The organism is Microvirga sesbaniae (genome assembly GCF_025460805.1).
GTDB lineage: Bacteria > Pseudomonadota > Alphaproteobacteria > Rhizobiales > Beijerinckiaceae > Microvirga > Microvirga sesbaniae.
In genome coordinates this window covers 31,209-56,631 of the sequence record NZ_JAMXFJ010000011.1, presented here as the reverse complement: position 1 = coordinate 56,631, position 25,423 = coordinate 31,209, and the positions used below count along the sequence as shown (strand labels likewise).

28 protein-coding genes are annotated in these 25,423 nt (G+C 61.8%); 20 read left to right on the top strand and 8 right to left on the bottom strand.

Going from position 1 to position 25,423, the window contains the following annotated elements:
• Positions 1-42 precede the first annotated feature (42 nt).
• The 3 genes from OCW50_RS16365 to OCW50_RS16355 form a co-directional block, all read right to left on the bottom strand.
• A complete protein-coding gene (locus tag OCW50_RS16365) occupies positions 43-885 on the bottom strand; it encodes a universal stress protein (RefSeq protein ID WP_262298249.1) in 843 nt (280 codons plus the stop codon).
• A 63-nt stretch (positions 886-948) separates the two neighbouring features.
• Entirely contained in the window at positions 949-1,932 is a 984-nt protein-coding gene (locus OCW50_RS16360; protein WP_262298248.1) for a zinc-dependent alcohol dehydrogenase family protein, read from the bottom strand.
• 9 nt (positions 1,933-1,941) lie between these two features.
• Positions 1,942-2,223: a hypothetical protein gene (locus OCW50_RS16355; RefSeq protein ID WP_262298247.1), complete on the bottom strand. Its 282-nt coding sequence runs from the start codon at positions 2,221-2,223 to the stop codon at positions 1,942-1,944.
• 248 nt (positions 2,224-2,471) lie between these two features.
• On the opposite strand from OCW50_RS16355, the gene OCW50_RS16350 reads away from it, so the two are divergent.
• The 3 genes from OCW50_RS16350 to OCW50_RS16340 are packed head-to-tail and all read left to right on the top strand — an operon-like array spanning position 2,472 to position 3,904.
• Entirely contained in the window at positions 2,472-2,951 is a 480-nt protein-coding gene (locus OCW50_RS16350) for a pyridoxamine 5'-phosphate oxidase family protein (protein WP_262298246.1), read from the top strand.
• A 59-nt stretch (positions 2,952-3,010) separates the two neighbouring features.
• Positions 3,011-3,436, top strand: coding sequence for a YeeE/YedE family protein (locus OCW50_RS16345; protein ID WP_262298245.1), 426 nt, complete (start codon positions 3,011-3,013; stop codon positions 3,434-3,436).
• Between the two features lie 3 nt (positions 3,437-3,439).
• Positions 3,440-3,904 carry a DUF6691 family protein gene (locus OCW50_RS16340; RefSeq protein WP_262298244.1) on the top strand — a complete coding sequence of 155 codons (465 nt, stop codon included), beginning with the start codon at positions 3,440-3,442 and terminating at the stop codon, positions 3,902-3,904.
• Between the two features lie 107 nt (positions 3,905-4,011).
• On the opposite strand, the gene OCW50_RS16335 is transcribed toward OCW50_RS16340, so the two are convergent.
• Positions 4,012-4,218, bottom strand: coding sequence for a cytochrome b (locus tag OCW50_RS16335; protein ID WP_262298243.1), 207 nt, complete (start codon positions 4,216-4,218; stop codon positions 4,012-4,014).
• 57 nt (positions 4,219-4,275) lie between these two features.
• Here OCW50_RS16335 and OCW50_RS16330 point away from each other — a divergent pair, with 57 nt between their 5' ends.
• Together OCW50_RS16330 and OCW50_RS16325 are read left to right on the top strand one after the other, a co-directional pair.
• Entirely contained in the window at positions 4,276-4,974 is a 699-nt protein-coding gene (locus OCW50_RS16330) for an IS6 family transposase (RefSeq protein ID WP_262298242.1), read from the top strand.
• A gap of 546 nt (positions 4,975-5,520) precedes the next feature.
• Positions 5,521-6,366, top strand: coding sequence for a lysine/arginine/ornithine ABC transporter substrate-binding protein (locus OCW50_RS16325; RefSeq protein ID WP_373371427.1), 846 nt, complete (start codon positions 5,521-5,523; stop codon positions 6,364-6,366).
• Between the two features lie 85 nt (positions 6,367-6,451).
• On the opposite strand, the gene OCW50_RS16320 is transcribed toward OCW50_RS16325, so the two are convergent.
• From OCW50_RS16320 to OCW50_RS16305, 4 genes are all read right to left on the bottom strand, one after another.
• A complete protein-coding gene (locus OCW50_RS16320; RefSeq protein ID WP_262298241.1) occupies positions 6,452-7,717 on the bottom strand; it encodes an NAD(P)/FAD-dependent oxidoreductase in 1,266 nt (421 codons plus the stop codon).
• Between the two features lie 4 nt (positions 7,718-7,721).
• A complete protein-coding gene (locus OCW50_RS16315) occupies positions 7,722-8,678 on the bottom strand; it encodes an ornithine cyclodeaminase family protein (protein WP_262298240.1) in 957 nt (318 codons plus the stop codon).
• On the bottom strand, positions 8,675-10,285 hold the full coding sequence (locus OCW50_RS16310) for a M81 family metallopeptidase (protein WP_262298239.1): 1,611 nt from the start codon (positions 10,283-10,285) through the stop codon (positions 8,675-8,677). Before OCW50_RS16310 ends, OCW50_RS16315 begins: the two co-directional genes overlap by 4 nt.
• A gap of 78 nt (positions 10,286-10,363) precedes the next feature.
• Positions 10,364-11,209 carry a transporter substrate-binding domain-containing protein gene (locus tag OCW50_RS16305; protein WP_262298238.1) on the bottom strand — a complete coding sequence of 282 codons (846 nt, stop codon included), beginning with the start codon at positions 11,207-11,209 and terminating at the stop codon, positions 10,364-10,366.
• A gap of 141 nt (positions 11,210-11,350) precedes the next feature.
• Between OCW50_RS16305 and OCW50_RS16300 the strand changes: the two genes are divergently transcribed.
• From OCW50_RS16300 to OCW50_RS16230, 15 genes are all read left to right on the top strand, one after another.
• Positions 11,351-12,244 (top strand): LysR substrate-binding domain-containing protein, encoded by an 894-nt coding sequence (locus OCW50_RS16300; RefSeq protein ID WP_262298237.1) that lies wholly within the window; start codon positions 11,351-11,353, stop codon positions 12,242-12,244.
• Between the two features lie 552 nt (positions 12,245-12,796).
• A complete protein-coding gene (locus tag OCW50_RS16295; protein ID WP_262298236.1) occupies positions 12,797-13,510 on the top strand; it encodes a TetR/AcrR family transcriptional regulator in 714 nt (237 codons plus the stop codon).
• Positions 13,507-14,322, top strand: coding sequence for an ABC transporter ATP-binding protein (locus OCW50_RS16290; RefSeq protein WP_262298235.1), 816 nt, complete (start codon positions 13,507-13,509; stop codon positions 14,320-14,322). Before OCW50_RS16295 ends, OCW50_RS16290 begins: the two co-directional genes overlap by 4 nt.
• Entirely contained in the window at positions 14,319-15,077 is a 759-nt protein-coding gene (locus OCW50_RS16285) for an ABC transporter ATP-binding protein (RefSeq protein WP_262298234.1), read from the top strand. The genes OCW50_RS16290 and OCW50_RS16285 overlap by 4 nt, the downstream gene beginning before the upstream one ends.
• A gap of 13 nt (positions 15,078-15,090) precedes the next feature.
• Positions 15,091-16,287 carry an ABC transporter substrate-binding protein gene (locus OCW50_RS16280; RefSeq protein ID WP_262298233.1) on the top strand — a complete coding sequence of 399 codons (1,197 nt, stop codon included), beginning with the start codon at positions 15,091-15,093 and terminating at the stop codon, positions 16,285-16,287.
• On the top strand, positions 16,287-17,153 hold the full coding sequence (locus OCW50_RS16275; RefSeq protein WP_262298232.1) for a branched-chain amino acid ABC transporter permease: 867 nt from the start codon (positions 16,287-16,289) through the stop codon (positions 17,151-17,153). Before OCW50_RS16280 ends, OCW50_RS16275 begins: the two co-directional genes overlap by 1 nt.
• 4 nt (positions 17,154-17,157) lie before the next feature.
• The gene (locus OCW50_RS16270; RefSeq protein WP_262298231.1) at positions 17,158-18,057 is read left to right on the top strand and encodes a branched-chain amino acid ABC transporter permease; all 900 of its coding nucleotides are present in this window, start codon (positions 17,158-17,160) and stop codon (positions 18,055-18,057) included.
• Positions 18,054-18,548, top strand: coding sequence for a GAF domain-containing protein (locus OCW50_RS16265; RefSeq protein WP_262298230.1), 495 nt, complete (start codon positions 18,054-18,056; stop codon positions 18,546-18,548). Before OCW50_RS16270 ends, OCW50_RS16265 begins: the two co-directional genes overlap by 4 nt.
• Positions 18,549-18,574: 26 nt before the next feature.
• Complete coding sequence (locus tag OCW50_RS16260; protein ID WP_262298229.1) at positions 18,575-19,813, top strand: metal-dependent hydrolase family protein; 1,239 nt, start codon at positions 18,575-18,577, stop codon at positions 19,811-19,813.
• Positions 19,814-19,953: 140 nt separating this feature from the next.
• Positions 19,954-20,673 carry a haloacid dehalogenase type II gene (locus OCW50_RS16255; RefSeq protein ID WP_262298228.1) on the top strand — a complete coding sequence of 240 codons (720 nt, stop codon included), beginning with the start codon at positions 19,954-19,956 and terminating at the stop codon, positions 20,671-20,673.
• A 208-nt stretch (positions 20,674-20,881) separates the two neighbouring features.
• Entirely contained in the window at positions 20,882-22,102 is a 1,221-nt protein-coding gene (locus tag OCW50_RS16250; protein WP_262298227.1) for an ABC transporter substrate-binding protein, read from the top strand.
• Positions 22,103-22,188: 86 nt separating this feature from the next.
• Complete coding sequence (locus OCW50_RS16245; RefSeq protein ID WP_262272265.1) at positions 22,189-23,052, top strand: branched-chain amino acid ABC transporter permease; 864 nt, start codon at positions 22,189-22,191, stop codon at positions 23,050-23,052.
• On the top strand, positions 23,052-23,936 hold the full coding sequence (locus tag OCW50_RS16240; protein ID WP_262272266.1) for a branched-chain amino acid ABC transporter permease: 885 nt from the start codon (positions 23,052-23,054) through the stop codon (positions 23,934-23,936). The genes OCW50_RS16245 and OCW50_RS16240 overlap by 1 nt, the downstream gene beginning before the upstream one ends.
• Positions 23,933-24,691 carry an ABC transporter ATP-binding protein gene (locus OCW50_RS16235; protein WP_262298226.1) on the top strand — a complete coding sequence of 253 codons (759 nt, stop codon included), beginning with the start codon at positions 23,933-23,935 and terminating at the stop codon, positions 24,689-24,691. The genes OCW50_RS16240 and OCW50_RS16235 overlap by 4 nt, the downstream gene beginning before the upstream one ends.
• Complete coding sequence (locus OCW50_RS16230) at positions 24,688-25,398, top strand: ABC transporter ATP-binding protein (RefSeq protein WP_262272268.1); 711 nt, start codon at positions 24,688-24,690, stop codon at positions 25,396-25,398. Before OCW50_RS16235 ends, OCW50_RS16230 begins: the two co-directional genes overlap by 4 nt.
• Positions 25,399-25,423 lie beyond the last annotated feature (25 nt).

The following is a 25,423-nucleotide window of genomic DNA, read 5'->3' as shown; positions in this document are numbered from 1 at the left end:
CTCCTTCCGTGACGGGCGTGCCCGAGTGCCGTGTCTCTTCCGTCAGTAGGAGAGGAACAGAGGCACCGGAGGGTTCCTGAGCAGCGATTGCGTCGTGCCGCCGAGCACCATCTCGCGCAGGCGTGAATGGACGTAGGCGCCCATGACGATCATGTCGGTCCGCGTCAGGTGGGCATGGTTGCGCAGGGTCTCTGCCACATCCCCGTCCACGACCGGCAATGCGAGGACACTCACCGTGACGCCATGGCGGGTGAGATGCGGCGCGATCTCCGCGCCGGGCACCGTATCCGCCAGATCCTTCTCGCCCGTGACGCTGACCAGCTCGACCTGTGTCGCGGCCCGCAGGAACGGCAGGGCATCATTGAGGGCACGCGCCGCCTTGGCGCTGCCGTCCCAGGCCACGACGATCCGGTCGCTGGCGAAGGTTTCGCGACCCTGCGGCACCACGATGAGGGGCCGGCCGCTGTCCATGAGCACGGCCTCGATCAGGCCCCGGTCGACGGCGAGGGCAATCGGTTCCGCATCGAGGACCGTCAGGTCATGGGTGCGGGCGAGGGCGGCGAAGCTCTTGATGAGATCCGGATAGGCAAGCTGCGGCGCCTGGCTGACGCAGGCCACGCCCGATGCCGCCGCGGCCCGCTGGGACGCGTCGGCGACGGCGCGGGCAAGGGCATCCACCCGGCGGTTCTCGGCGGCCGCGAGTCCTTCGGCAAAGCTGCGGACGAAGGAATACGGCACGGTGAGCTTCAGCGAGGCGGCCTGGACGGTGACATGGGCGTCCGCCTGACGGGCGAGGGCAAGCCCGTACGCCAGGACCGACGAGCGTTCCTCGGCATCGCCTTCCTCCGTGATCCCGATGAGGATGCTGCGGATGTTCTCAAGCATGATTTCCTCCCCTCGATGCTGTCGCCCGGTTTTCGGACGCGATGATCTCCATTTTGGCCTGCCTCAGGGAACCAGGACGGCGGCCCCCTGAAGCCGTCCTGCCCGCAGGTCGCCCAGGGCCTCGTTGGCGGCCTCCAGCGGATAGCGCACCGTGTGCGTCCTGATCCGGGCCTTGGGCACGATCGCCAGGAAGTCCAAGGCATCTCGGCGGGTCAGGTTGGCGACGGAGACGACCTGCCGTTCCTCCCAGAGCAACCGATAGGGAAAGCCTGGGAGGTCGCTCATGTGGATGCCGCCGCACACGACGCGACCGCCCTTGCGCACGGCGCCGAGCGCCAAGGGCACGAGGTCGCCCACGGGCGCGAAGATGATCGCCGCATCGAGCTTTTCGGGTGGCACTTCGTCCGAGCCGCCGGCCCAGGCGGCACCGAGCGAACGGGCAAAGTCCTGGGCAGCGACGTCGCCCGGGCGCGTGAAGGCGAAGACACGCCGTCCCTGCCAGGTGCAGACCTGCGTGATGATATGGGCGGCGGCGCCAAAGCCGTAGATGCCGATCCTCTCGCCCAGGCCAGCGGCCACCAGCGAACGCCAGCCGATCAATCCGGCGCAGAGGAGCGGAGCCAGGGCGACGGGATCGCCGTCCTCCGGCAAGCTGAAGGCGTAGGCGGCATGGGCGATCGCATGCGAGGCGAAGCCGCCATCCCTGGTATAACCGGTGAACAGCGGCTCGTCGCACAGGTTCTCCTGTCCTGAGACGCAGTAGGGGCAATGTCCGCAGGTGTGCCCGAGCCAGGGAATGCCCACGCGCTGCCCCGGCTCGAGAGACGAGACCCCGGAACCGAGCGCCTCGACCCGTCCCACAATCTCATGGCCGGGGACGAGGGGTAGCCTGGGATGCGGCAGGTCGCCATCGACCACATGGAGATCGGTCCGACATACCGCGCAGGCTTCCACCGCAACGCGGATCTCGCCTGCACTTGGCACGGGCGGTGGCCGCTCCTCCGGGACCAGGGGCGTCCCCACCTTCTGGAGAACCATCGCCTTCATGGCATCCCCTCAGCGAAACGCGGCTTCCATCCGCGCCTCCAGCACCTCGATCTCGCGGACGTACGGCGCCCGCCGCCTGCAATGGTTCTGCCGGAGATCGGCGACCAGTTGCCCCTTGCGGGCTTCGTCCATCGGCCTGCTCTCAATCACCAGCAGGTTGCTTCGATGAGCAACATCGATGTCGGCGAGGATCGCGAGCAGCGACTGTAGCCGCGGGAGGATGTCCGGATCATAGGCCCGATGGTCCCTCCGCTCACCTGAAACACGCGAAAGCCCGTCATCGGCGGTCATGGAGCCCTCCACCGTCGGCCCGGCTCTTGAAAAGCTCGCTCGCCCCGATCATACCCGAATGTCAGGCCCTTTCGGTTGAAATGACGCCAAAGCCTGCGGCCGGACCGGGGAATCGTTCTCGGCGAACCCGGGCCAAGGATGCGGGGCTTCTCCCGCCTCCGCATTGATCCACATCAAGGCGGTCGGGCGGGACCGAAGCCATCATGGGCCGACAAGGTCCGTCCAATATCCAATATGAGGACAGCGCCATGGACGCGAGACTTCGCGACGAGATCCTGTCCATCCTCGATCGTGCGAGCGACATGACGCTCGCGACGGTCCGCCAGGACGGATATCCGCAAGCCACGACGGTCAGCTTCGCCAACGACGGGTTGGACATCTACTTCGGATGTTCGGAGGCCTCCCAGAAGGCGCGGAACATCCGCCGCAACGGCAAGGTGTCCCTGACGATCAACCTGCCCTATGCGGATTGGGGCGAGATCCGCGGCATCTCGGCGGGCGGTCATGCGGACCGCCTCACGGACCCGCAGGAGATCGCGCGGGCGGGGCAGCTCCTGCTCCAGAAATTCCCGCAGGGGATCGCGGAGTACGCCTCGGGTGCGCTTGAGGGAGTGGCATTCTTCAAGGTCGTCCCGAACGTGATCTCGGTTCTCGACTACCGCAAGGGCTTCGGTCATACGGATCTGGTCGGCAACGAACCCGCGCCTTCGGCGGTTGGCCGGGCATGATGCCGACCGCCTAGCCACCGCGCTTGAGGCGGCCGAAGTTACACCAACCGGAGGCTGCCGTGGAAAACTTCACTCCTGTTTCCGCTCTCGCCGGCGGTGTTTTGATCGGCACGTCCTCGGCCCTGTTGCTGGTGCTCAACGGACGCATCGCGGGCATCAGCGGCATCCTGGGCGGCCTGCTGCACCCGAGCCACGGCGAGGTCGGCTGGCGCGGGGCCTTTCTCGTCGGCCTGCTGATCGCACCCCTGGTGTACCGAACCTTCGGAGGCGCCCTGCCGCCCGTCAGCCTCGACGCGCCGCTCGGTATCCTCGTCGCCGCAGGCCTGCTCGTGGGCTTCGGCAGCCGCCTTGGCGCAGGCTGTACCAGCGGCCACGGCGTCTGCGGCATCGGCCGCGGATCGCCGCGCTCGATCGCGGCCACCCTCGTCTTCATGGCCGTCGCCGTCGTCACGGTCCTTCTCACCCGTCACGTCATCGGGACATAGGCCATGCCGGCGATCCTGGCCGCCTTCGGCTCCGGCCTGCTCTTCGGCCTCGGTCTGATCGTCGCGCAGATGGTCAACCCGGCCAAGGTGCTGGGCTTCCTCGACATCTTCGGCCATTGGGATCCGAGCCTTGCCATCGTCATGGGCGGCGCGGTCGCGGTGTCGGCCTTCGGCACCGTCATGGCCAGACGGCGCGGCATTCCCATCCTGGTGCCGTGGCTCGAGATCCCATCCCGCCGCGACCTCGATCGGCGCCTGATCGGCGGCGCGGTCCTGTTCGGCATTGGCTGGGGTCTCGTTGGACTGTGTCCCGGCCCGGCCCTGACCGCGATCACCTTCGGTCCCTGGCAGGTCGTCGTGTTCGTCGGTGCCATGGTCGTGGGCATGGCCCTGTTCCGGGCCGCACCATCCGACTGGCCGCGGGTGACCTTCCCGCGCCGATCCGCGGGAGTGGCCGACGACGCCTGATCCGGCGGCAGGCGTGTTGCCCTTGCGGGACCCGTGGCAGTCATTTGCTCCGGCTCTCCGGTTGAATAGGGCGGAAGGCTTCCGATCCCGGTAGCGTGAGCCTCCCCCTAGACCGGGCTCATGCGCCGCAAGGTGCCATCCCGCAGGACGAACTGGTGCCAGCAGGCGATCAGGGCGTGCAGGCCGGCGAGCCACAGGATCACGGTCCCGCCGGTCTCATGCACCTCCGCGAGGAAGCCGGGCGCACCCTGCACCGGGCTGACGAGCGCGGGAAGGCTGAGGCCGAAGAACGAGATCGGAAGGCTCTGTCGCAAACCTTTTGTTTTAGAGTTTCAGTTACTGGGGTGGAGGTCTCAGTGGCGGAGGAATAGGTGTTCAAGGGCAGGCATTTTGATCGATCAGTGATCCTGCTCTGCATCCGGTGGTATCTGGCTTACAATCTGAGCCTAAGGAACCTCGAGGAGATGATGGCTGAGCGCGGCATCTCGGTCGACCACGCGACCATTCACAGATGGGTTGTCCGGTACTCGCCCGAACTTCTGAAGCGCTTCAACGCACGCAAGCGAGCGGTTACCGGAAAGTGGCACGTCGACGAGACCTACATCAAGGTGAGAGGTCGCTGGATGTACCTTTACCGGGCGATCGACAGCAACGGCGACACGGTTGAGTTCTGGTTCAGCGAACGACGGGACCTCAGCGCTGCCAGACAGTTCCTGCGCAAGGCGCTCAAGCGGCATGGCCGGCCCGAGCGGATCGTCATCGACGGCAGCCAGACCAACCGGGAGGCGATCCTGTCGTGTGATGCCGAGAGCCGGCTGCAGGAGCGTTCAAGACGCAGGCTCAAGCCGATCAGGATCCGGCAGAGTCAATACCTCAATAATCGCATTGAGCAGGATCACCGCGCCGTAAAACGACGCGTGCGGTCGATGCTCGGCTTCAAGTCCGCTGACAGTGCTCGGGTGGTCTTGGGTGGCATCGAGTTGGTTCATATGCTGCGCAAACAGCAGGCGAAATATGTCGGCAGCCAGCAGCTGTCGCTCGCGGAGCAGTTTCACCTGCTCGCCGCATAAGGGCAGTACGGTGCATCTGCTACTTTCTCGCCCCTGTTCCGGATTTGCGACACAACCGATTTATGTTGACGGAGGAGTAACCGCGAGCTTGTGAATGCCTTTGCAAGAAGCGCGGCCCTCGCAGGTTCAGCTAACCGTTAATTCGTCGAGCCATCTCGCGCGATTTCAAACTTTGGAAGATTACTGTCACATCAGGACACACACGAAATCAAGCTGTTCAAAAGAGACGGGTTGCCAACAATAATTAGGCGCACCCGTGACACAAATGCGGCCAAGCGTACTGAAGTCGCATCTGAAAGAGCGAGGCCTTGCCGCGCGTGAGCACAGACCCAAATCGGTCTCATCAGTCCGCTGTGTAGCTTTCCTGATGAATACATTAGACAGATGTCAGGCTGACAGTCCAGGTTGGGTGTGACGGTTCACGGTGCATCCCACATTATCACACGGGTGCTAGAGAATCCAAGGCTGGAGCATAGTTCCAATAAGCTGATTTCCGTTCTAGAATCCAAGCTATTCATCGCAGGCCAAAAGACGAAGGTGACAGAAATGACTATCATGAGGAGCTTCGCGTTCGCTGCGATCGCTGCCACTCTGGCATGTGGTGTGACCGCTGCACAGGACAGAGTCATCAAGATCGCGACGGAAGGCGCTTATGCCCCGTGGAATTTCACCGGCGCGGGCGGCAAGCTCGAAGGCTTCGACATTGATCTCGCCAACGAACTTTGCCGCCGCATCAAGGTAAAGTGCGAGATTGTGGCCCAGGACTGGGACGGGATCATTCCCGCTCTTCAAGCGAAGAAATATGATGCCATCATGGCCGGCATGAGCATCACCGACGAACGCAAGCAGGTCATTGACTTCGCAGGCCCCTATGCCGACTCGCCGAATGGTTATCTTGTAGCGAAGGATTCGCCACTCGCCAAGATGCCGGGAACGGGGCAAACCTATAATCTGGTAAGCCAGCGAGCGGAGGCCGAGAAGGCAATTGAGGCGACGAAGCCGCTGCTCAAGGGCAAGACGATCGGCGTCCAGGTCTCCACCACTCATCCCGTCTTCGCCGAGAAGTACCTGAAGGGCACGGCCGACATTCGGGAGTACAAGACCACCGAAGCCCATGACCTGGATCTTCTGGCCGGGCGGATTGATGCGGTGCTGGCAGACGCCACTGCGATTATCGGCACCCTCGGCAAGCCGGAATTCAAGGACTACGCCCTCGTCGGGCCTGCTGTCACCGGTGGCATTCAGGGCGACGGGGTCGGCATTGGTCTGCGCAAACAGGACGCCGAGTTAAAGCAGAAGCTCAATGAGGCAATCACCGCGGCCACTCAGGACGGCACCATCCAGAAACTCTCGATGAAGTGGTTCAAGATCGACATTGCTCCGAAAACCTGAGGATAGCAGCGCGATACACACTCATCGGCTCAATTAGAAACGCCAATGACGCGGCCTGAGCTTACACTGTGTTCAGCCATGGGGCTCAGGACATGAAACGATCAATGGAATAGGGCCTTCGGTCAGTGAACGTTTCCCGGCCAGTCATCATCTCGGCCAGTAAACGCCCTGTAACCGGTCCGAGGGTCAGGCCATGATGATTGTGGCCAAAGGCGCACCAGAGACCTTTGTGCTTTGGAGCAGCACCAATGACGGGACGCATATCAGGCAGACAGGGGCGGGCTCCCATCCACGGCTGCGGATCAATCCGATCCTTAAGAGGAAAAATTTCGCGTGCCAGGGGCTCAGTTCGTTCCAACTGCAGGGGAGTTTGTACGGAATCTCGGTGGGCAAACTCGACACCCGTGGTCAGGCGGATACCGCGCGTCATCGGCGCCAAAAGAAACCCGCCGTCCACGTCGACCACAGGATGGTGGAGGACAGCATCGGCCTGTGGCCGGAGATGCACGTGGTATCCGCGTTTGACGACCATCGGAACGCGATAGCCTAGTGGACGCAGGACTGTGTCGGACCACGGTCCGAGAGCAATTACGACGTCGTGGGCGCGGACTACGCGATTCCGGCTGCGGACTGTCCATTCGATGCCATCCTGCCGGAGCGTGCGGGCCTCCCCTTGAACGAAACGGCCGCCACGCTGCTGAAACAGGTCAGCGTATCCTTTTACGAGACCGCCGGGGTCAGGAACCGTCGCCGGATCCCGCCAATGAATTCCACCAATGAGGGTCTCGGATGTGTGAGGCTCGCGCTGACGAAGGGTTTTGCCGTCTAAGATATCGAAATGCAATCCAAAAGGCTCGAGAGCGGCTGCATGCTTCGCTGCTTGGTCGAGAGACTTCCGACTGCGGAATGCCTCGATCCAGCCCGTCCGGCGCAATTGCCCCAGAAGCCCGGCTTCTGCCATGAGGAGTTCATGCTCTGAAACTGACCGCTCGATGAGAGGCAGCATGTCGGCCGCTGCCTTTTTCAAGGATCCGGGGGCGGATTCGCGCCAGAATTGCCAGAGCCAAGGGAGGATCCGAGGCAGGAAGCGCCAGTCGGAACGTACATCTGTGGAGCGGTTTAGGGCATAGCGGAGGACGGTCCTGAGATCGCGGGGGAACCCGTAGGGGATGACGCTCGATCGTTCGATCAGCCCGGCGTTGCCATGGCTCGTTTCCTCACCCGCGCCGCGTCGGTCAATCAGGACGACATCGCGCCCCCGCATCTGAAGATGCAGGGCGGCGGAGACGCCTACGATGCCGGCTCCCAGCACGATGACATCGGCGCGGATTTCAGGATGGGGGTGTGTCATCGGCTCAGGATCCCTGCGAGCTCACGCGGTGGATCTCAAGCGCCATCTTCACGTCTTCGATGCCAAGGCCCATAGATCGGAAGAAGCTGGATCGATTAGGGGAGGGGGCCCGCACCCTGCCGCTAGCAAGTTCACCCAGATCACCGCGGATGTCGTCGCAGGACCACCCGTTCTCGGAGGCCAGCACCATCTCACCCGCGATGAGTGGAGTCGTCGACCGATCGTCGCAATAGACATTCATTCGGCTCAGGGCTTCTGGCGGAATTTCATGTGCCCGTGCGACGTTCGTGCTGATCGAGGTCACAAGCATTCCGGGCCTGATATGTTCCATCGATAGAACCGGGGTTCCCGAGGACGTACAAAGCAGCACCACATCGGCATCTGCCACCGCGAGAGAGCAGTCATCAACGATTTCAGGGGCCGGTCGGAGTTCACTAAGGCGCGCCTCAAGGGTCTCCTTCTTGGCTAAGATGTTGCGTGAATGGATGCGGATCCGCTTCCACGACCGAAGCGGCAGGACGTGACGCAGGTGAGCCAGGGCAATGGGGCCGCTGCCGATGATCGCCAGATTGGCGGCATCAGCTCGGGCGAGGAGGTCGACCGCCAAAGCGGTTGTTGCGGCGGTTCGCTCCGTCGTCAGCGCCAGCGAGTCGCAGAACAGCAAGGGTCGTCCCGTCTCAAGGCTCATCAGCATCGTCGTGGCCGTGACCTTGCCGCCGGACGGGGTGACCACATAAGGCGAAACCTTGACCCCGAACACCCCATCCTCCGGCAGAACACCCGAGTAGGTGATAAAGTCGCCCCGGTTGTCGGGCAGCAGGGTGATAACTTGCGGCGGCTGAGTCACGCGGCCTTGCCCGTGCGCCTCGAAGAGACTCCGCATCGCCGCGACGGCGTCAACACGCTTCATCCGGTCCTCGACGGCAGCGGCATTGAGCCAGGTAGGGGAGGGCTGTGTCATGCTCGGCTCTCCACCTTGACAGGCTCTTCAGAGGACCGGGAACAAATAAAGACTTCGGGGTTGTAGGGTGTGTTGGGTTCGAGCGGATACATCGGTCTCGGCACACGCGTGAAGGTGAACTTCGTCAGGTCCGGAGAGGCCAGCGCCCCGCTGTCGCACACCAGAACCCGGCTCGCGATCGGCTCGAATGCGGCCCGGAAATGCTGCATGGATTTGACGCCAATGATCCTTTTGGCGCGAGGGTCAATACCAAATGCGAGGAATTGCTGCAGGTCATGACACTGGTGGGGCTCGGTGACAATCACGACCTGAACGCGCCTAACCTCGATGACCGCCGTGGGGCCAAAGGACATGCGGACACCCGCATACATCGGTCCATCACAGGTGTAGCTGCCATCGGATACGCTCAGCAGCGTGCCAACGAGGTCAAGGGGCTCGCCGCCGAAGGCAGCGTTCACCTTGCCGCCGAGGCGGATCGATACCGTTTCTCCGGGCTTCCTGGTCTGCAGCTGCGAGGCAGTCTCAGGGTCCACGATCGGGCAGAAGCAGGCGTCTGCGTCTGCCGCTATCAAGGCCCGAAGCAGGTTCGTGCCGTCGCCGTACCCTCCAGCTCCGGGATTGTCGGCATAGTCCGCGATGACCACCGGCCGATCATCGCCCGCAAGCGCGGAAGCCACCGCATCCTCGGGTGACAGGAAGCGGTTGACGAGATCATAGCGCATGTCCCACATGGCCTTCGCCATCTCTTCGGCGAAGAGCCGGTGGGGCTCCGGATCTCCGGAATAGGTCACCGTGATGGTCGTGCCGATCTCATTGATATCGGCATAGGGAAAAGCGCCGTTGACGCTCACCGCGAGAACGTTGGGCTCGCTTTCATATGCACGTGCCCGTTCCATCACAGCGACAAGCGGCCCGGCATCCGTACGGCCGCCATTGGCGTCCTCCAGCATAGGCGGGCGCACGAAGAGAGTGTGGGGCTTGATTTCGCCAGCCATAGCCCGGTGCAGCAACTCGCTCGCATGCCGGCCGGCCACGCGCATGTCGATATGCGGATAGGTCTTATAGGACACGAGAATATCGGCCAGTTCGCACATGCGCCTGGTGACGTTGGCATGCAGATCCAAGGTCGCGGCGATCGGGATATCAGGACCGACAATCGCGCGGAGGCGTTCGAGAATCTCCCCTTCGCCATCGCATGAATGGGTTGTGACCATGGCGCCATGGAATGCGAGCAGAATCCCATCGAGCCGCTCCCGCTCCCGGCGGGCAGCGTCCTCGACGACTTTCACGATCTCCTCGAAAGCTTCCTCGGTGACGCAGCCTGCCGGATTAGCGTGGGCACTAAGGACATGAACCAACTCCCAACTCTTCTCGCGTGCAACATCCAGGAAGCCCGCGACCTCGGTATTCGTCCCATCGAGCGCCCGCAAGGCCTCGTCGCCGTGAAGCAGGATCACGTCGGCGAAGCGGTCCAGAGACGTCAGGCGCACGCTGAAGGAATTCGACTCGTGCATGATCTGTGCCGAGAGAACGCGAAAGGACATCGTCCGACTCCAGGTTTGAAGGAGGGTAGAGGACGAGTTCCGGTGGAGCGTCTGCTCCCTCATGTCTCGTCCTCATGCAAAGGGGCAGCGTGCCCCGTCGGCTCAGCCGAGCGGGGCGAGTTCAGCAATGGTGATACTTCATTACTTTGCGGTGAGGTCCCGCTTGAACCACTTCTGGGACAGCCGTGAGATCGTGCCGTCTGCCAAGGCCGATGCGATCGCCTCGTCGAACATGACTTTCAGGTCTTGGTCAGCCTTGCGTAAGCCTGCCGCAACACCCCGGCCCATGAAGCCACCGGTGAAGCCAGGACCGGCAATGACGAAGTTCTCGAAGCCCGGCTTGCTCAGGGTGGTGTCGAGGGTCGTCGTGGCCGCGGCCACGGCGTCGACACGTCCAGCGGCAAGATCGAGATCATGCTGCTCTGTGGTCTTATACTCGCGGATTTCCACGCCCTGGAACAGGCGCTCCATCAGGGTTGCGAGGGTGGTCGAGCCTTGGACGCCCACGACCTTGCCCTTGAGGAGCGGCTTGATCTCGTCAGCAGCCTTCTGGCCCGCCGCAGCATCCGCGCCGATATCGAAGACCTTGTCGCTTGGCACCTTTGCCAGGGGAGAATCCTTGGGAACGAGGAAGGCACCGGGGGTACGGGCATACGGCCGCGAGAAATTGATAGTTTCCAGCCGCTTATCGGTGATCTGCATCCCGGCCATGATGGCATCGTACTTGCCGGCGTTGAGCGCCGGGATAATACCATCCCAGTCCTGGGCCACGATCTCGCACTTCACCTTCATCCGCGGGCAGAGCTCGCCGATGAGATCGATCTCGAAGCCTTCGAGCTTGCCGCCAGGGCCGGTGAAGTTCCACGGGGCATATGCACCCTCCGTGGCGATCTTCACTGTTTCCCATTTCTTTGCCTGTGCGAAGGCGCCGCCTGTGGCCGCAAGAAGCCCGAGAGCCGCCATGCCGAGTAGTTGAAGACGCTTCACTGAGCCGCTCCCCTTTTGAGTATTTCTGAGATCCGTCCAGCGGCCGACCAAGGCCTCCGCCAGGAGCCCCAGACCTTGCTCTAGACAGATGGGCTCACGCAATCGAGAATGTCTCCGGCTCAACTGTGAGAAAATCTAACAATGGCAGCACGCCGGCTTCCTCCTCTCAATGCTCTGCGGGCCTTCGAGGCCGCGGCCCGCCGTCGCTCGATCTCCAGGGCCGCGGAGGAACTCGGGGTGACGCACGGGGCGGTCAGCCACCAGATCCGGACGCTGGAAGCTTTCGTTGGCACCGATCTCCTGGAGCGGGCGGGCAACCGCTTCAAGCTGACGGTGGCGGGAGAGCAGCTTCTGGCTCCCCTGAGCTCCGGGTTCGACCTTCTGGCGACAGCCGTCATCAGCTTGGATCGACCGAGCGTCCGGGGCGACGTCACGGTGAGCGCGCCTCCTGCCCTGACATGCCTGTGGCTGGTGAAGACAGTCGGCGATCTTTTGAAGCAGTACCCGGATCTGCGGTTGCACCTGCGTCCCTCAAACAGCCCGAAGGAGGTCATCGCCTCCGACGTTGATCTGTGCATTCGCTATGGCGATGGAATCTGGCCTGGCCGACGCAGCGAGCGGTTGACCGACACTGATCTATTTCCGGTCTGCTGCCCGGATCTTCTCGCAAGCGGTGACAACCGCGAGCTGGCCGACGCGCCCCTGCTATGTGCCGCGAACGGTCACGAATGGGACCTCTGGCTGGCGACAGTCCCGCAGGGAAGCATCCTCACAGGAGGACGCCATTACCTCGGAAATCACCTAGCGATGATAGAGGCAGCCGTCGGCGGCCTCGGGCTTGCTATGGGAGACAACGTAACCTGTCAACGCTACTTGGAATCTGGGGTGCTTGTTCGACCGTTCGCTGAGAGTGTCCGGGCGCCAGCCTCATTTTTCCTGATCGATGCCGGCGATCACGAGCGGCGTCCGGCTGTAACAGCGGTTCGGCAATGGATCCTCGAAAGCTTCAATCGGGAAACCGCTCTAGCCGCCTGAGTCCAGCACGAGAGACAATGGCGACGCAACAGACTTCTTGTCAAAATGTTTGTTACCAGTCTTTTTCGTGTAGGCGCAAAGCTAAAATGTCAGCACTGAGCAAAGTCAAAATGTCAGTCTCCTGCCCTCTGGGATTGAGACATGGAGGCGGCGGATCAGATGCGCAAATGAGAACTCAATTCCATTGATATTCTGATGCGCCTAGAGAGCGGCCTGACTCTAAGTCACGCCGCTTCCGGGATAACGCCCCTGCCAGGTTAGCTGCTCGCCAGCAAGGCAGGACCTCTAACAACTGGCCAGAGCATCGGACGTGAAACGCGCAGCCACTCGGTTTCTCTCTCCACAGCGGAGAGGGAGTCATCAATCCACCTTCTAGGCCTATGCTATACTATCCTATCGCAAATTGTTGAACGCAGACTTGCAGTGCAGGGTAAGGAGTCAGCATGCCTATTACCGAGGCAAATCATACGAAAGTTCGGCACGTCTGATAAACAAACAGGCTTGTTTGTTTGTAATTCTGGTGCCAGTCTCCAACGCCACGGGAGAACCGGAATGAAGCCCCGCAGCCGGAGGAAAACACAGCAGGAGCGTACTGCCGACACAACGCTCAAGCTGCTCAATGCGACGATCGATCTGCTGCATGACCGTGGGCTTTACCGCATGTCGACATCCGACATCGCCGAGGCTGCCGGAGTGTCGCGAGGTGCACTGACGCATCACTTCAGCTCGAAAGAGGAAATCATTGCGGCGGCAATCTCCCATCAACTGCGCGATGCGACGGCCGGCCTTCACAAAATGGCCGAGGGAATACGTCAATCTGGAGGGACGTCCGACAAGATCGTCGACTACCTGTGGCAGATGATGAACGACCGCCTGTTCTACGTCACAATGGAGTATTTGCCTGAGGCGCGGCACAACAAGACGTTCCGTTCGGCTATCATTCCGGTCGTCCAGGAATTTCACGCGGGCCTCAACTCCGTGTGGGCTGAACTCGCAGGGCAGGTTGGCGTCGAGGTCGAGCATGCGCTCGTGCTGATGAACGCGACGATGTGCCTGATCCGCGGGATGATCGCTCAATCCGCCACGAGAGACGATCCAGTCTACTTCGAAGCGCTGCTCAATTTCTGGAAAGAGAAGATGCGTCGTGAGTTCATGCTGAAGAATGATGAACACCCTGTAGGTTCAGCCGATTCGAAGCAGAGCCTAGCTGACGGTGAAATTTCCTCGGCCGCGCCACGGCATCAGGGAGCGATGAGAGGGCGATGAACGTGCATGCACACGCAAAGACATCCATGGTAGCAACCCATAATACATCGACATATCCCTTGGCCGTTGACGGGATCCGTATCGCCTTTGGAGGACTGAAGGCCTTGGACGGGGCGTCGTTTCACGTCGAACCTGGAGTCGTGACCGGACTGATCGGGCCGAACGGGGCCGGAAAGACGACGATGTTCAACGTCATCTCCGGCCTTTACAGGGCAAATTCCGGATCCATCAGATTCCTGGACCACTCCATCGAGCGCTTAAGCCCTCACAAAATCACCCGACTCGGGCTTGTTCGGACGTTTCAGATCGCACGCGGTTTTCCCAAGCTCTCGGTCTTCGAGCACCTGATGGTCTATGGCGCGCAACAGCCTGGTGAACGGATCGGTGCCGCCCTGGCTGGGTCGGTGAGTGCGCGACAGCGTGAGGCGGAACTAGCGGAGAAAGCCTTGTCCATCGCTGCGCGTCTGCGGCTGTCTCACGTTATCGACAACAAGGTGACGGCTCTCTCCGGGGGGCAGAAGAAGCTCCTGGAGATTGGGCGAGCCCTGATGGCCGAGCCTCGCATGATTCTGTTCGACGAGCCGGCAGCCGGCGTGAATCCCACGCTCGCGGAGGAAATCGGCGACCATCTGCTTGCGCTCGTGTCCGAGGGCATGACGGTGCTGCTCATCGAGCACGACATGGCGCTGATTGAGCGCATCTGCAAGCGCGTGATCGTCATGGCGCAGGGCCGGACACTTGCTGAAGGAACCTTCGACGACGTGCGAGAAAACCGCGACGTTCAGGATGCGTACCTTGGAGGACGCCGATGAGATTGTTGGATGTCGAAGGCATCGTCGGCGGCTATGCCTCGGCCGAGCATATCGTGAAGGGTGTAGCCCTGAGCGCGGACACAGGCGAGGTTGTCACCATTATCGGACCAAACGGCGCCGGTAAGTCGACTGCGCTGAAGCTGATCTCCGGATTGCTGTCCCCGTCGCAGGGTAAGGTTTTGATCGGGGGCGACGACATCACCGGTCAGTCGCCGCAGGCCATCGCGAAGGCAGGTCTCGGCTTCGTGCCGCAGGAGCGCAATATTTTTGGATTGCTCACGATCGCAGAGAATCTTGAGGTCAGCTGCCTGTTTGAGCGCAGCTCGGCAAAAAGGCGGATGGAAGAGGCTTACGCACGATTTCCGATGCTGTTCGACAAGCGCCGAATTTCGGCCAAGAGCCTGTCAGGCGGACAACGCCAGATCCTCGCCATGGCGATGGCTCTCATGGGCAAGCCCCGCGCACTTCTGCTCGACGAGCCTACGGCGGGTCTCAGTCCGAAGGCAGCGCACGAGCTCTTCGAGTACATCCGCAGCATCGCCAATGAGGGCATAGCGATTCTCATGGTCGAGCAGAACGCGCTTGAGTCTCTCGAGGTCTCCGACCGCGCCTATGTACTCGTTGATGGACGAAATCACCTTGATGGACCGGCCGAAACCGTCGCCAACGATCCCGATATCCGCCGGCTTTTCCTGGGCGGACGAGCCACCAAACCAACCGGGGTGAGCCAGCAGGCCAATCTCCCGCGTCACTGAAGAGGACAGTATCATGACAGAAATCTTGCGCAGACATATCCTCGGCGCTGGCGTCGCCTTCGCCGGAACGGTGGCAATGCCGGCGATCTTGCGGGCACAGACCGGTCCTATCAAGCTCGGAACGCTGACCCCGCTCACCGGCTCGGGAGGCTCCTACGGCCCGTCCATGGCGACTACTGTGAAGAAGGCTGCCGACGAGATCAACAAAGCAGGCGGCGTTCTCGGACGTCAACTGCTCATCATCTCGGAAGACGACCAGACCAGCCCCGAAGCGGGTCTGCGCGCCGCGCGCAAGCTCATCGACATCGACAAGGTCTCCGCCATCATCGGCACCTGGGCCTCTGCGGTCACTACGGCAGTTGTGCCGGTATGCTCACAGTCCGGCGTGTTCCTCTCGACTGTTTCCGGCGCGGAACCTATCACCCTACTCCCCCACCAGGGTTTTCTGATCCGAACGCAGCCAACCACGACCCTGCAAGGCACCAAGTTCGGAGAGTTTGCACTTGGCGCCAACGCCAAGACCGTGGCGTTTGTCTCGCCGCAGACGCCCTTCACCGACTCGCAGTTTGCGGCGCTGACCAAGACCGTCACGGCGGCTGGCGGAAAAACAACCTCGCTGATCTACGATGACAAGAAGACAACCCTGCGCACCGAGGTTGATCAGGTGCTGCGCGGCAAGCCCGATGCGATCGTGATGGGCGGCTATACCAACGATACCGCCGTGCTCGTCCGCGATCTCTACCGCGCCAACTATCGCGGCAGCCTGTTCGGCTTCGGTTATTCCGTGAACAAGCAGCTTGTGGACGCGCTTCCGCCGGATGTGAGCGAGGGCATCTACACCCTGTCTCCGTCTCCTGCCGAAGGCAGCAACGCCTACAAGAACGTGTCACGTCTCCTCGGCGTCGACTCACCCGACACGTATAGCTGCCAAGTCTACGACCATCTTAATCTGATCGCTATGGCCATGGCGGTCGGCAAGGGCGACACCGGCACCATTATCAAGGACAACGTGCGCAAGGTATCGCAGGGCGGCGGAGAGCGCGTCGAAACCGCTGTCGACGGACTGAAGCTGATCGCCGATGGCAAGAAGGTCGATTATGATGGCGCTTCCGGCCCCTGCGACTTCACCGACATCGGCGACATCACCGATGCCAAATTCCGCTATGAGCAGGTCAAGGGCGGTAAGATCACCTTGCTGAAGATTGCGTGATGGTCGACGCGGTCCTCCAAGCCCTTGTCAACGGCGTGATCGCTGGAGCGCTCCTGGCAATTCCGGCGCTCGGCTTCAGCGCCATCTTCGCGGTGTTGCGGTTCCCGAATTTTGCGATCGGTGCGCTGGCTACGGCCGGCGCATACATCGCCTGGGTCGCGAACGTCACTTTTGGACTTCCGATCGTCGCGGCGATCGTCGTAGCCTTCGTGAGCGCGGCGATCCTCGGGGCGGCGCTCGAGTACGGCGCGCTGGAACGACTTGGACGGGGCGGGGCGCTGATGAAAGCCATCGGATCGCTTGCCATGGCGATGGTGATCGAGAACGTTGTTCGCTTTTTCTTCGGCAACGATTTAAGGGCGTTCGACCTTCCATTGGCTCGCGACCTCGTCTTCGGCCCGATCCGGATCGGGCCGCAGCAGATCACCAACTTCATCTTCGCTCTTGCGATCATGGTTGCGGTCTGGACCTTTCTGTCATTCTCGTCACTCGGCCGCTCGATGCGAGCGGTGGCCGACAATGCCGACCTGGCGCGTTTGAAAGGGATCAACCCTCGCTTGATCGCGCTGGTCACGGTCGCGGTCGGCAGCGGCTTGTGTGGCGTCGGAGGCACGCTCATTGGCCTGGACACGTCCATCGACCCTCTTCTGGGCGGGCGCGTGCTCCTCTCGGTGTTCGCCGCCGCAGTTCTGGGTGGGCTCGGGAGCATTCCCGGGGCCGTCGCGGGAGCCTTCGTCATTGGCATCGTGGAAGAGTTCACGGTGCTTGCGCTGGCTCCCGCGTACCGCCTCGCTGTCGGCTTCATCGTGATCCTTGTGGTGCTCGTGATCCGGCCTTCAGGTCTCCTCGGTAGCAAGGCGGGCTGACACCATGCTGACCTATATCCTGTTTATGCTCGTCGTCGGCTCGATCTACGCGCTGTTGGCGCAGAGCCTCATGCTGTCTTGGGGATTGGCGGGGCTCGTCAATCTTGGCCTTGCTGGGTTCTTTGCGGTCGGTGCCTATGCCTCGGCGATGCTCACCACATGGGAGCACACGCCGATCGTGGTCGGGGTTTCCGCGGCCGTGCTGGCTGGAGGCTTCGCCGGCCTGCTGGTGTGCTTCTCGACGCTTCGCCTGCGTGATGACTACCTCGCGATCGTGACGCTCGGCTTTGCAGAGATCGTGCGCATCGTGGCTTCGAACGAGGTCTGGCTCACCGGCGGCACCGATGGCATTTCCGGCGTTCCGGTCATGATCGCCCGTGACACGGGGGTCTGGTTCCATCTCGGAACCCTATTGATCACCGTCGCGGCCGTTATCCTGGTCTATGGGCTTCAACGCAGGCTTCTCGCATCTCCTTGGGGGCGAGCGTTGCGCGCTGTCCGGGAGGACCAGACGGTTGCCTCGGTGGCAGGCAAAAGCATCGTGCGCTTCAAGGCTCAAGCCTTTTCCCTCGCAGCTGCCATTGCAGGTCTAGCGGGTGCGCTTTACGGCCACTACACGAGCTACGTCGCCCCGGATCAATTCCAGCCACTGATCACGATCTATATTTTTCTTGCGGTCACGGCCGGTGGAAACGCTCGCCCCGCGGGTGCGGTGCTCGGCGCATATCTTCTCGTCGCCTTCCTCGAGGCGACACGGTTCCTTGCCGAAATCGCTCCTGGGGTAACGGCCCTGCAAGCTGCCGCCCTTCGCGAGATAGCCGTCGGGATCGGGTTGGTCATCGTGTTAACGTTACGTCCTGACGGATTCCTCCCTGAACGCTCACAGAAAGCTCCAGTCGTATGAACAACCAACTGCTTCAAGCTTATCTCTCTGTTACTGACGCGATTGCGCAGAATGCCTCGCCTGAGGCAGCGTATCGTGCCGTCGAGAAGGCCATCAGCGACCTGATCGGGCATCGGCTCTTTACCATCCTCGTGCGCTGCGAGGGCGGCGAGGAGGTGGAGCGGGTCTACTCGTCCCAGCCGGAAGCCTACCCGGTGCAAGGCCGCAAGCGCATGGGACCGACCCCCTGGGGCGATCTCGTGCTGACGCGCAAGCAGACTTTCCTCGGTCGCGACAAAGAAGCGATCCGCTGGGCTTTTCCCGACCATGAGCTGATCGAAAGCCTCGGGCTCGGCTGCGTCATCAACGTTTCCGTGCAGGAGGGTGGGGAGATCCTTGGAACCCTGAATGTCCTGGACCAGGAAGGGGCCTATACCAGTGAGGATCAGGTCGCCGTCGTGCGCTCCTTCACGCCCCTGCTCATTTCCGCCCTAACGAAATCCCGCAAGTAAAAGCCATTGCTCATAGGAGATCTGCGTTGTCCGCTATCCTGTTCAAGAACGCCAGCATCCTCGACGGACGGAGAAACGAAGCTCTTGCCGACCACAACGTTCTCGTGGAGAACGGCGAGATCCGTGAGGTATCCGACGGACCTATCACGTCTTCTTCCGCCCGTGTGATCGACCTCGCCGGCAAGACCTTGATGCCCGGCCTGATCGATTGCCACGTTCACGTCATTGCCACCGTCGCCAATCTCGGTGCCAACGCCGAGTTGCCGAACACACTCGTGGCGCTCCGCTCCGCCAAGATCATGCGCGAGATGCTGATGCGTGGCTTCACCACCGTCCGCGATTTGGGTGGCGCCGATCATGGTCTCGTCATGGCGATCGAGGAGGGATTGATCGAGGCTCCGCGTCTCGTCATCTGCGGCAAGGCCCTCTCGCAAACCGGCGGTCACACCGATTACCGCGGTAGGTATCACGCCCGCAACGTCGACTACTACGCGGACAAGGCCGGCACCCTTGGCCGGGTCGTCGACGGAGTGGACGAGGTTCGCCGGGCTGCCCGCGAGGAGATCAAGGCCGGCGCTCAGTTCATCAAGATCATGGCCAATGGCGGTGTGTCATCGCCGACGGATCCGATCGCATTCCTCGGCTTGTCCGCAGACGAGATCCGCGCCGCGGTCGAGGAGGCACGCAACGCGCAAACCTATGTCGCCGCCCATCTTTACACAGATGAGGCTATCCGCAGAGCCGTAGAGCTCGGGGTCGAGTCCATCGAGCATGGCAACCTGATCTCAGCCGAAACGGCGCGGCTCGCGAAGGAAAAAGGCGCTTATGTGGTGCCAACCAATGTGACGTTTGATTATCTGGCCAAGGAAGGTGCCTCCTTCGGCCTGCCGCCCGAATCGGTTGCCAAGATCGAGGACGTGCGCAGCCAGGGCCTTGCTGCCCTTCAAACCCTGCACGACGCAGGCGTCATGATGGCATACGGCTCGGATCTTCTCGGCGAGATGCACCAGCATCAATCCGATGAGTTCATCCTGCGCGGTGAGGTTCTGCCTGCGATCGAGGTCATCCGCTCCGCCACGATCAACGCTGCTAAGGTTGTCAAGCAAGAGGGAAAGCTCGGTGTTGTCGAGGCCGGCGCCCATGCGGATCTCATCGTCGTCGACGGCGATCCCTTGAAGGACTTGTCGCTCCTCACTGGCCAAGGGCGGCGCATGCCGGCGATCATGAGGGCAGGACGCTTTGTGAAGGATGAACTGGCAGCCTGATCGATGGAGCCTGCCGATCGGGTTGGACGACTCGTCCGTCCGGGCGTGGACCGCCTCTGGCGCCCGCGCCCGGCCACGCCGGCAGTGCGCTTCCCAGGGCAATATCGCTCCGCAGTAGCGTAACATAGGAGAAAGCCAAGATGCGTCTCACCGATTTCAAGGTTCTGACCTTCGACTGCTACGGAACTCTGATTGACTGGGAAAGCGGGATGGTCGAGGCCCTGAAGCCCCTCACCAGCATGATGGATCGGCCTCTCACGCGGAACGAAATCCTGGAGGCTCATGCGCGCCATGAGTCGTCGCAACAGCGACAGACGCCGTCGATGCTCTACCGGAATCTCTTGAGCATTGTCTACAAACGCCTCGCCGAGCAATGGGGCGTCTCTGTCTCCCACGAGGATTGCGTGGTCTATGGTCGCTCCGTTCGCAACTGGCCGGCTTTTCCGGATTCGGCCGATGCGCTCCAGTATCTCAAAAAGCATTACAAGCTTGCAATCCTGTCGAATGTCGACAATGAGACATTCAGCTACAGCAACCGGCGGCTTCAGGTTGAATTCGATGCCATCTTCACCGCGGAGGACATCGGATCGTACAAGCCGAGCCTGCGGAATTTCGAGTACATGCTCGAAAAGCTCCAGGGTATGGGGCTTGCCAGGACCGATATCCTTCACACGGCGGAAAGTCTGTTCCACGATCACAAGCCGGCCAACGATATGGGGCTTGCATCATGTTGGATCTACCGGCGCAAGCAGGAGACGGGCTTCGGAGCCACTATGGATCCCGGCGAAACGCCGAGGTACGACTTTCAGTTCACGAGCCTGGCCGAACTGGCAAAGGCGCACCAGGAGCAGGTCCGCTGATGCCAAAGCTTGTAACGCAATGGGCTCCTGACAACCGAGACGGGAACGTTCGCTCCTGACACGTCCCGGGACTTCGCTGCCGGTATCGGCTGCACCTCTGGCTCAGTCCCGACCTTCAGACCAACGCTTGCGGATGCCGGCCACATCGGAACGCAGACACTCCAACAAGAACGAGCTCCACGCCTAGAGCACCAGAAAGGGAATCCACATGACCTACACCCGCCGGCAATTTATAGGTACACTTGGCGCCACTACGGCGCTGATCGGTGCCCCGTCCATCCTTCGTGCGCAGAGCCAGGGCACATTCCGCATCGGAGCCCTCTGCCCGGTCACAGGATCCGGCAGCCCGTTTGGTTCCGGCATGCAGAAGATGATCATTGCGGCAGCCGAGGCGGTGAACGCCGCCGGCGGCGCAGCCGGGCGCAAGATCGAGATTGTTTCCGAAGATACCCAGACGAACCCTCAGGCGGCAGTCCTAGCGGCCAAAAAGCTCATCGATGTCAACAAGGTTCAGGCAATTCTCGGAACCTGGTCGTCTGGGGTATCGCTCGCGGTGGTCCCATTGACCAATGACGCCAACATCATCCTCATGAACACGTCGGGCGCGCCGGCGCTGTCCGTGCCTCCTGCGAACGCCAAGGGACTGTCCTATCGGTTTCAAGCGACCAACGACCGCTTCGGTCGCGCATTCGCGGAGATCTGCGAAAAGGAAGGATTCAAGCGCCCCGCCACAATGGCCTTCAACAATGCTTCCGGGATCGGCAACACGGAAGGCTTCCGTAAAGCCTGGGAGGCCAAGGGCCACAAGGTCGTTGAAAATGTCGTGTACGAGCCAAACCAGCCGACCTATCGCTCAGAGCTGCAAAAAGTCCTGGCAGCGAACCCTGATGTGATCGTCACCGGCTCGTACCTGGCCGACACCACGATCATCATGCGCGAGTGGTATCAGAGCGGCCAGCCGGTCAAGTGGGTCATGCCGGGTTGGGCCGCTAGCCCCGACTTGGTGAAGGCGGTCGGTCCGGATGTCGTCGAGGGAGTTATCTCGGTCGACTCGGTCTCGAACGAGAATGCTCCGTCCTACAAGGCTTATGACGAGGCCTACCGGAAGGTGACGGGACAGCCGGGGCAGTCGAACGTGTATGCGGCCATGACTTGGGATATGGTTCATGCCCTGGCGTTGGCGATCGAGGCGGCCAATGGCACGGACACGGCTGCCATCAACGCCAAGATCCGTGAGGTGTCCAACCCCGCGGGGCAGCAGGTTTATACCTATGCGGAGGCCAAGGAGGCGCTGAAGAAGGGTAAGATCAACTTCGAAGGTGCTTCTTCGGTGCTCGATTTCGACCAGTACGGCGATGTGACGCCCGACTTCGGTGTCTTCTTCATCGAGGGCGGTCAGCTCAACCGCCGCTATGTCGTTAAGATCTAGCGGCCGCTCCCCCGCCCGGCTCGGGCCACCGAGCCGGGTGCTGCTATGGGTCCCTCGGCAGAGTGGCCCCCGTTTGTAGGTTATCCATGTTCTATGCCCAGCTCCTTGTAAACGGTCTTGTCCAGGGCCTCGTCATCGGCTTGGCGGCCCTGTCCATCACGCTTGTGTTCGGCATCGCCCGGTTTCCGAACGCCGCCACCGGCGACTTCATGACCTTCGGTGCCTACGCGGCGCTATCAGCCCATAAAGCGACCGGATCAATCGCGATGGGGGGCTTGGCCGCCATCATCGCGACCGGCGTGATCTCCCTCCTGGCCTACCTAGCCGTGTTCCGTCGCTTGGCCGAGCGATCCGTGGTCGCGTTGCTGGTGGCGTCGATCGGCATCGCGTTTTTCATTCGCGCTGTCCTGGGCGTTGCCTTCGGGCACAGCCAACAGGTCTTCCAGGTTCCGCTGTCACGTCCCTACGTATTCGGCAGCGTCAGGATTACGCCCCTTGACCTGCAATTGGCAGCCGTGGCTCTCGCAGCTCTCGCGCTCGTCTTTGCAATCCTGTACCTGACGCCCATCGGACGTCAGATGCGGGCCGTTGCGGATAACCGGGACCTTGCGCGAGTCTCGGGCATTCGGCCGGATCGTGTGATGATCGCACTCTGGCTGCTCGCGGGGAGCGTGGCGGGTGTCGCCGGCATGATGCTGGGGATCAAGACGATCGTCACTCCGGAATTCGGCTGGGAGATGCTGCTCCCGGCCTTCACGGCGGCCATCCTAGGCGGCATCGGGTCCCCGGTCGGGGCCGTAGTTGCCGGCCTGATCTTGGGCGTGGTGCAGGAGGTTTCGACCCCGCTCGTCGGCTTTACCTACAAGATCGCCTTGGCCTTCATCATCATGCTGGCCGTTCTTCTCGTACGGCCGCGGGGCCTGTTCGGCCGACTGGAAGGAGCACGCTGATGGAAGCCTACTTCATCGCGATTGGCATCATTGCCCTCATATATGTGATCCTGAGCCTGGGCCTGACACTTCAATATGGCCTAACAGGCCTGATCAACTTCGGGCACGTCGGCTTCTTTGCGATCGGGGCCTATACCAGTGCTCTGCTGGCCTTAAAGGGCGTGCCACTGGTTTTCAGTTTCGCGGCCGCTGCCGCCCTGGCCGGCCTCGCCGCCTGGCCCCTCGGCCTCGTGTCACTTCGGCTGCGGGACGATTATTTCGCGATCGTCACGCTCGGGTTCTCCGAAGTGGTCAGGATCGTCATCACGAGCGAGAGGTGGCTGACAAACGGCGTCCAGGGCATCCCCGGCATTCCGCGGCTCTACGAAGGCTTGGGGGGATCTGCGGCTCAGTTGGCCGTCTTGGTTACGGTCTTGGCCGTCACCCTCGTGGGGGCATGGATCATCCGTCGCATCGCGGGCTCGCCGTTCGGACGCCTCATCGAAGCCATCCGCGACAACGAGGAGGCCGTGCAGGCACTCGGAAAGGATCCGGCCCGGTTCAAGATCCAAGTGCTTGTGGTCGGTGCTGCCCTCGCCGGGATCGCGGGCGCATTCTACGCCCATTACATCACCTACATCGTCCCGGATCAGTTCATCCCTCTTGTGACGTTCTACGTCTGGATGGCGATCATCATGGGCGGCGTCGGGCGGGTTTCCGGTGCGATTGTGGGCACCGCCATCCTGATGCTTTTCTTGGAGGGATCGCGCTTCCTGCGCGACATCGTTCCCGGCGTGTCCGAAGTCGATATGGCCTCGGTGCGGATCGGGGCGGTCGGTCTCCTTTTGGTGTTGTTCATCATGTATCGCCCGCAGGGTCTCATGGGGGATTATACGAAGCGATGAGTCTTGAGATCCATGACATCAGCAAAGCCTTCGGCGGCTTCCGCGCCCTCGACGGCGTCCGCCTGAGCATCGAGTCCGGTAGCCTGTTCGGCATTATTGGTCCCAATGGGGCCGGGAAATCGACTCTGTTCTCGGTCGTGTCGGGTTTCGCTCCCGCCGATGAGGGACAGATCCGGTTGGATGGACAATCCCTCGACAACCTGTCACCTCCGGCGCGAGCCCGTGCCGGGATGATCCGAACATTCCAGGTGCCACGCGAGTTCCGACATCTGACGGTCCGCGAGAACTTGATGGCGGCGGCTCCGAAGCAGACAGGGGAAAGCCTGTTGGGCCTCTTCTTTCGTCCGGGTCGGGTGCGTGAGGAGGAGGGGGCGATCGCTGAGCGTGTCGATCAGACGATCCGCTTCCTTAAACTGAGTGCGGTGGCGGATCAGCCCTCCGGAAAGCTGTCGGGAGGCCAGAAGAAGCTGCTGGAACTTGGCCGGGCACTGATGGTCGAGCCGCGCCTGATTCTGCTTGACGAGCCCTTTGCCGGCGTGAACCCGGTGCTGATCGGCGAAATCATGGAGCGGATTACCGAACTCAACACGCGCGGCATCGGCTTTGTCATCATCGAGCACGACCTCGAGGCGCTGACCAGGCTCGTGCCACAGCTCGCGGTCATGGATCGGGGCAAAGTCCTTGCGCAGGGTGCGCCGCAGACAGTGCTCGACAATCCGCTCGTCCGGGAAGCGTATCTGGGAGGTGTCTCGTGACGCTACTGGAAATCGATGAGGTTCGTGGCGGGTACGCCGATGTGGATATCCTCAACGGTATTTCGCTCTCGCTGCAGAAGGGAGAGATCCTGACGGTTGCCGGGACGAACGGCGCCGGGAAATCGACGCTCGCAAAGGCTATTGTCGGCCTTTTGCCTCGCGTACAGGGCCGTATCGTTTTTGAGGGCGCGGACTTGGCGCCGCATCCAACCGAGACTCGCATCGCTCGCGGCATTGGATACGTGCCCCAGGTGGCTAACGTGTTCGGATCCCTGAGCATCCTTGAGAACCTGCAGGTGGTCGTCGGGGTAAAGGATCAAGGCAAGCGGATTGCTGAATTGTTCGAGGTGTTCCCACTCCTAGGCGAGCGCAAGCGGACACGGGCGGGCAGTCTCTCAGGCGGCGAACGTCAGCAGCTGGCGTTTGCACGCGCGCTGATGACGCGCCCGCGTCTGATGATCCTTGATGAACCCACGGCGGCTCTTGCGCCGGCGAAGGTCGCGGACGCCTTCGAGCTGATCCGCCGGCTTCCGAACCTCGGTGTTTCGGTGCTCGTGGTCGAGCAGCGGGCCCGCCAGTCGCTTGCGATCTCAGACCGAGGCTGCATCTTGGATGGAGGACAGGTTGCTCTTGCCGGTGAGGCGGCGAGTTTGCTGGCTGATGACAGAGCAGCCGAACTCTATCTCGGGCGAGCTGCACATGGGTGAAGAAGAGGACTGGCTAGACCGTTGC